Genomic DNA, 6,751 nt, shown 5'->3' with positions numbered 1-6,751 from the left:
CCTTTTTTAGAGACTAGATCTAAAACAAGCGTTAAAAACACTTGTAAACTACCATAGGTATGATGTAGATGTAAATTATTGGTTTCTTAGCTTGATGACATTGAAGCTGAGCCTCCTCGACGCAAGCGCCTGCGGGGTCTCAGCCTTTCCTCTATTTCCCGTAGGAGTCGAGTGTCTTCCGCTTCATTCCACTAGTTCTTAAAAGTAGTATGCAAAATCAAAAAATGGAAGACGACAAGCAAAATCCCGAATTATTAGGCGAATGTTTAATTGACATATCACCTAATATTTCGGGTTAATCGTTAGCTTAAATACTTATGTCCCAACCTCTAATCAATGATGAAAGAGATTAACTTTGGGACTCTCTTTTTAAACTCTGTATAGTTATGTTCTGCATCTTGACACGTTTCAAAAATAACATTTTGATGTTTCTTATTTAAAATGTGATAAATTCTTTCATTTGAATTTATAAAAGCTTCACTAATTTTGATCTCTTTCTTTGCTTCTGCTGTCCCACAATCGATGTAAAATCCTTTTACGCATGATAAGTCCGTTTCTTCTAGTAGTTTTTCGATCTGCTCCTGGTTTCTATAAAAAGCAGAAGATAATACAGCGACTTTTTTAAACACTTGTGGATAACAGCATGCAGCATAAGTGGAGATTAATCCACCTAATGAAATGCCGGCAATTGAAGTACTATCCTTTTTTGTTCGGTACTTTTTATCAATAAGAGGCTTTAGATCGTTAACAACAAAATCAACATATTCTTTCCCAGAGCCCCCGGTTGATTCCGTTAAACCAAAGATTTCACGACTGTATTCACCGTTCACCCATGGACAGTATTCATTTACTCTTTCTTGCCTGTTTTGATCAATTGCCACAACGATTAACTCTATTTCATTTTCATCTAAATAGTTTTCTACTTCTAAAGAAACACCACCAATTGCATCAGTGCTTTGAAAAACATTTTGTCCATCATGCATATATAGCACTTCGTATCGTTTGTCTTCTTCATTGTATTTCTTTGGAAGATATATTCTGATGTTTCTTTCCTGGTTTAATCGATTCATATGTACTTTCAACGATTCAATCATTTCAATTCTCCTTGTGTGTCACTACCTACTATTCCTTTAAAAAGGCAACAGCAGCTTAATTCCAAATGCTAATAAAATCGCACCACCTAATGCTTCACTATATGAACCTAACCAATTTTGCACTCTTTTCCCAACTAGTAGACCGATCCATGTTAACACCATACTTACGACACCGAAAATGGCTACAGTGAGGAATGTTTTGGCTCCATAAATTCCCAAACTTAAGCCAACTGAAAAGCTATCTAAGCTGACACTTAGCGCAAATACGATTAATCCAAAGCCTACAGGAGTAATAAGTGGTTCTTCCCCTTTTTTAAATGATGCAAAAATCATTTGGGCTCCTAGTAAAATTAATAGACCTCCGCCTAATAAAGTTGCAATTGTTCCAAAGGTGTCAGTTAATAGTCGTCCAATTAACATACCAACGAGCGGCATCCATATATGAAAAACACCGATTGTTACACCAATGTAAAATATTTGACGTAATCTCAACTTAATTAAGCCCATTCCAAGGCCTACGGAAAATGCGTCCATTCCTAGTGCTAAAGCCATTATTAATAGTGTGATTAATTCGCCAACGATTGATTGTATATCCATGTTCTCCCTCCTCGGACACGCCTATTTTTAACAATATGCACGTCCGATTTGGAATAGAACATTTACGATGTTTTGAAAGGTTATTATAAGATTATATCTTCCTTTGTGGAATACACATCTAAACTCGGTTGTTGATTTCCGTTACAGGCATTCGCTTTCCCGGGAAAAAAGTACCTTTTTTCCTAGTTCCGGGAGCCTCCTCGGCGCGAGCGCCTGTGGGGTCTCCCTTTGACACGCTTCTCCCGCAGGAGTCTCATGCCTTCCACTCCAATCAACAAAGTGTAAAAAAATCATATGGCACTTTTAACATAGAAATTAAAAGTTGGATTACAAAGCTTTTTACTAACCAATAAGTATTTATGTACATAAATACTGTTGATTTCCCAACCAGAGGTATTGAAGGGTTGTTATAACGAATATTTTATATAGAAAAGAAAAAACTAATTAGGTTGATTGTAGCGAAAGGTGCGAGACTCCTGCGGGACCAGTGGGACAGGTGAGATCCCACAGGCGCTTGCGCCGAGGAAGCTCACCGCCCACCCCGCGGAAAGCGAGCAACCTGTAGCGGAAATCAACCACCTCAATACTAGTTACACAAACACAGTAAATCAAATTTCAAATCCAAATCTAATTCACTCTTCCACTATCACATGGTTCCCTGCTGCTTTTAATAATCTGTTCATAATCGCTTCACCAACTCCGTCTAGTGGGAAGCTTTCACTGAGAATGACGTCAATTTCTTCTTTGTCAAATTGGCGTAGTACGTCATATAGCTGGGTTGCCACTGTACTTAGATCTTTGCGTGTTCCGCAAGCAATTACTTTTTGTGCTTGAAGGTGATTTAATCCTTCTTCTGTTGTGAGTACACCCACATTCTTTCCTTGCTCTTCATATTGATTAATCATGGTTTGCATATATTTATGACTGCCATCAATGATCACTACAGGTGCATTTGGTGCGTAGTGGGTGTATTTCATTCCAGGTGATTTTGGTGCATGACCTTCTTCTATTAGTGCTTGATCGATATTAACTTTCCCGATGATCTTTTCTAATTGTTCTTTTGTGACTCCACCTGGTCGAAGGATTGTTGGAATAGTTGATGTACAATCAAGGACTGTTGATTCGACACCCACACCTGTTGGACCTCCATCAATGATTCCGCTTATTTTTCCATTTAGATCGTGATAAACATGATGGGCTTGAGTTGGACTTGGCTTTCCGGATCGATTTGCACTTGGTGCAGCGACAGGGACACCTGATTTAGCAATGATATCTAAAGCAACTGGATGATTCGGCATTCTCACTGCAACTGTATCTAAACCAGCTGTTACTAATGTGGATAACTGATTTTCCTTTTTCCTTAATACAAGTGTTAACGGACCTGGCCAAAAGGCTTCAATTAATTGATAGGCATCGTAAGAAACGTCTTCAACGATTTCTTCTAGCTTCTCAACTGTAGCAATGTGGACAATTAGTGGATTATCACTTGGTCTGCCTTTTGCTTCAAAAATTTTTTTAACCGCATCATCTGAGCATGCATTCGCTCCTAGCCCGTATACAGTTTCAGTTGGAAAAGCGACAACCTCATTTTTTTGGATAAAATCTGCTGCCTGTGCGATTTGTGGATAACTAGTGGATAAGTTACTAAGATCATCCACAGTCCAAAGTTTTGTTTTCATCTATAATAACTCCTTTTGCAACCGTTCGATTTATCTACAAATTTCGCGGTTTTGTAGATTCTTGACTCTTGAAAGTATAAAAGAAGTCCTATAATAAAACAAGTCTTATCCACAATTTGTGGATAAGACTTGCGGTATTGTGGATAACAGTGTGGATATTAGGCAGATCTTCTCATAATCTTTGCATTATCTTCTTTTAAAGATCCATTCATGTGCTCTAAAGTTAAAAGCTCTTCTGGAATTGCTGTAGGTTCAATCTCTTCAAAGCCCATTAGTGATAAAAATTGTACTGATGCTTCTTTATTAGTAACCAAAAATAAATGATTCATACCTTTATTTTCAGCTAGTGTTTGAATACTTTGGAAAAGTGTTAATATATGTGCTTGTTTGAGCTTGTCTGACACAACTAGAGATCTTAATAATCCATTTTCATTTAGTGGTTGAACACCAATACAGGCAACAATCTCATTTTCTCCATTTTCCATTAGCATAAAATACTCAATAATTTCTGAAATACCATCAGAACTCACATCTGCTTTTTCGACAAAATCTGTTACTCTTTCTAGATCTTTTTCTTCTGCTATTTTCAACTGATAAAACATGATCTCACCCCATTTTGATTTTTCTCTACTACAACTCTATGAGATGAAATCTAGTTTTATTCCAAAAAAGCTGAGGTCTGATCCCAGCTTTTTTCTACTTTATGAAAATAGTCCCTCAAACCACTCTACTAAGAAAAATTTCACTTCTACTTCTTCTTTCTCTTCCTCTTCATCTTTCACAAGAGACGATAGTTTATCAGTTGTTTTATCTTGGTCGTTTCCAGCTACTTTTTTCTCTTCTGTTTCTTCTGCATTTGCGACAGCTTCACCGTTTGAAAAGTCTAAGAAACATAATGGCGGGAAGAGCACACACCACCAGTTAGCCCCCTCTGCTTCACCTAAGCTAATAAGAATCGCTTCGTAATCACCTGCTGGGTAAATAAAGTTACCATATAGCTTAGTTGGAAAGCTAACATTATCAAAATCTACTGAATATGATTGCTGCATGTTTTCTTTTTCTAGAACATCTTCCACAATTGATTCTATTTCTGGTAATCTTGATTGAATTAATTCCCTAGCAGCTTCTACAGAAGTTAGTTCCTCAACCCATTCTGTAATTTCTTTATTCACTTCATCACGAATCTTTCTTTTTAATTCCTGATCTTCATCAGAGTTACTATTAGCTAGAATTCGTAAACGAATGGCCTCATCTGGTATCACCACTGGTTCCTCTGTGCTTGTTGCTGTTACTGGTTCTTTATAAACATTTGCGATTGCCCCTGCAAATAATAAGATTATATATAAAAGTGCTAATTGTTGTTTTTTCATCTTTTAACGCCTCCCTTGGTAGACAGTATGGTCAGCGTAAAAGATTCTTAAACTATGTTTTTTAAAAAAATTCCAAAATAGATTAATAGATAGAATAATAGTTAGTTACCAATAGTAAGGATGTGTTCTGTGCTTTCTGATTTATTGAAAAAATATGGGTATGATCTTAAATATGTTAAAATATGTATTAGTTTAAAAATACTATACTTACTATAACAGGTAGGTTAATTTAAATGAATTCTATTATTAAGTGTCAAATTTGCCAATTAGCGAAGGTAAAATGGAGGTCTTTATCATGGAACAGAAAGAATTGTGGAGTTTAATCGAAAAGTCCAAAGAATTTGATGATCAAGCAGAATGGTTAACTGAGTTACTAGCTGAAAAAGAAGTAGAGGAAGTTGTAGATTTTGAATTTTTATTTCAAGAGTTAATGAATGCTAGTTATCATTCCCGTTTATGGGGAGCAGCATTTGTTTTAATGGGTGGCTGTTCTGATGACGCTTTTGATTATTTTCGAGGATGGCTGATTGGACAAGGAGAAGTAGTATTTAACAAGGTAATGAAAGACCCTGAATTTTTAGCAGAATATATAAATGAAGATAACCTTGATGACGAAGGGTACCCTCAAAATGAAGAGTTACTTTCGGTTGGACTGGATGCCTATACCCTGATAAAGACAGGTGATATTGAATGGGATGACAATATACACGACGAATTATTAGAAGCTCTTGATAAAAAGGGATTACAACCTGTAAATGACATCGAATTTGATTGGGAAGAAGATGATCTAGAACATTTATTTCCTATTCTATGGGAAAGATTTGGAGAAGAACCACTGGGTTAAACGAGAGTACCTTTTTTATTGATTCATGGACGTTTGAGGATAATACCGTTCGCTTTATTTGAGTAATCGATTGAAAATGATAAAAGATGAGGCTGGGACATAACTTAGTGATTAACAAAAATTCCGAACAAAGTTATCGCTTAGCGGAGTATATTTCAGTAGCGACGTTAACTACACCTATAACCTATAACCATTGTTCGGTTTCTATTTCGTTAAAATTCTTTTGTCCCAGTCTGATTTTATATAAAAAAGCACTAATATATGAAATGTATATTTTGCGATAGTCAACAGAACCCGTTAATCTTCCTTCGTTTCAGCAAACACCATGCGATCTTTCCCATTAATATCATAAACAACTTCAACTTTCGCATATGGAAGAGCCTGCTTTAGAAGATTCTGCACATCTTCCCCTTGACCAGCACCAATTTCAAATGCGATTAAAGCTGGAGTATTTAGGAGTTCTTGCATATCTGAAATTAATCTTCTATAAAAGTCTAGTCCATCACTACCACCTGCTAATGCTCGCATTGGTTCATAATCCTTCACAACTGGTGAAAGAGTTTCAATTTCCCAATCAGGTATATATGGAGGATTAGAAACGAGGATATCGATTTTTCCCTCTTCAGCTTTATTGGCAATGGGTTCAAGTAGATCACCGTGTAAAAATTCTACATTGGCTTGCAAGGCTCGTGCATTTTCCTTGGCAATTTGTAAAGATTCTTCTGCAATATCAACGGCACTCACTTTAAATTCCGCTTTTTCTAAAGCTAATGTGATGGCGATTGCCCCACTTCCAGTCCCTATATCAACAACATTGATTTCTTTTTGATCCGCAAACATTCTTTTTGCTCTCGTGAGAATTCCTTCAACAAGCTCTTCTGTTTCAGGTCTAGGGATAAGCACCTCTTTGTTCACTTTAAAGCGTCGACCATAAAATTCTTCATAGCCTATTAAATATTGAACAGGTACACCTTCACCATGTTTTTCTACATCATGTATAAAGATTTCTTTTTGTTCTTCTGAGAGGACCAATCTCAAATTTGAAAGCAATGTTGCACGTTCCATATTTAAATGGTGTCGCAGCAATAGCTCTCCAGCATTTTCATCTCTTCCCGCTTCCTTTAAAAAAGAAGAAGCCCAATTCAGGGCTTCGTATACAAATTTCAT

General features: G+C 36.5%; 7 protein-coding genes. 1 reads left to right on the top strand and 6 read right to left on the bottom strand.

Features of this window, described 5'->3' with window-relative positions; translation table 11 throughout:
- Positions 1 to 329: 329 nt before the first annotated feature.
- The 5 genes from LC076_RS12075 to spoIIR all read right to left on the bottom strand — a co-directional run bounded on the left by LC076_RS12075 (position 330) and on the right by spoIIR (position 4,740).
- Positions 330 to 1,094 (bottom strand): alpha/beta hydrolase, encoded by a 765-nt coding sequence (locus LC076_RS12075; protein WP_226669319.1) that lies wholly within the window; start codon positions 1,092 to 1,094, stop codon positions 330 to 332.
- Between the two features lie 36 nt (positions 1,095 to 1,130).
- Positions 1,131 to 1,691, bottom strand: coding sequence for a manganese efflux pump MntP family protein (locus LC076_RS12070; RefSeq protein WP_226669316.1), 561 nt, complete (start codon positions 1,689 to 1,691; stop codon positions 1,131 to 1,133).
- Positions 1,692 to 2,323: 632 nt separating this feature from the next.
- The gene (locus tag LC076_RS12065) at positions 2,324 to 3,370 is read right to left on the bottom strand and encodes an L-threonylcarbamoyladenylate synthase (protein WP_226669314.1); all 1,047 of its coding nucleotides are present in this window, start codon (positions 3,368 to 3,370) and stop codon (positions 2,324 to 2,326) included.
- 158 nt (positions 3,371 to 3,528) lie between these two features.
- Positions 3,529 to 3,972 (bottom strand): GNAT family N-acetyltransferase, encoded by a 444-nt coding sequence (locus LC076_RS12060; RefSeq protein ID WP_226669310.1) that lies wholly within the window; start codon positions 3,970 to 3,972, stop codon positions 3,529 to 3,531.
- Positions 3,973 to 4,071: 99 nt separating this feature from the next.
- The gene (gene spoIIR / locus LC076_RS12055) at positions 4,072 to 4,740 is read right to left on the bottom strand and encodes a stage II sporulation protein R (protein WP_226669307.1); all 669 of its coding nucleotides are present in this window, start codon (positions 4,738 to 4,740) and stop codon (positions 4,072 to 4,074) included.
- Positions 4,741 to 5,035: 295 nt separating this feature from the next.
- Here spoIIR and LC076_RS12050 point away from each other — a divergent pair, with 295 nt between their 5' ends.
- A complete protein-coding gene (locus LC076_RS12050) occupies positions 5,036 to 5,584 on the top strand; it encodes a DUF4240 domain-containing protein (RefSeq protein WP_226669302.1) in 549 nt (182 codons plus the stop codon).
- A gap of 297 nt (positions 5,585 to 5,881) precedes the next feature.
- On the opposite strand, the gene prmC is transcribed toward LC076_RS12050, so the two are convergent.
- The gene (gene prmC, locus LC076_RS12045; protein ID WP_226669298.1) at positions 5,882 to 6,751 is read right to left on the bottom strand and encodes a peptide chain release factor N(5)-glutamine methyltransferase; all 870 of its coding nucleotides are present in this window, start codon (positions 6,749 to 6,751) and stop codon (positions 5,882 to 5,884) included.

The sequence above is a fragment of the Metabacillus litoralis genome (genome assembly GCF_020524045.1).
GTDB lineage: Bacteria > Bacillota > Bacilli > Bacillales > Bacillaceae > Metabacillus > Metabacillus litoralis_C.
Note: the sequence above shows the minus strand (reverse complement) of the source record. Positions and strands in the feature narration are given on the sequence as shown.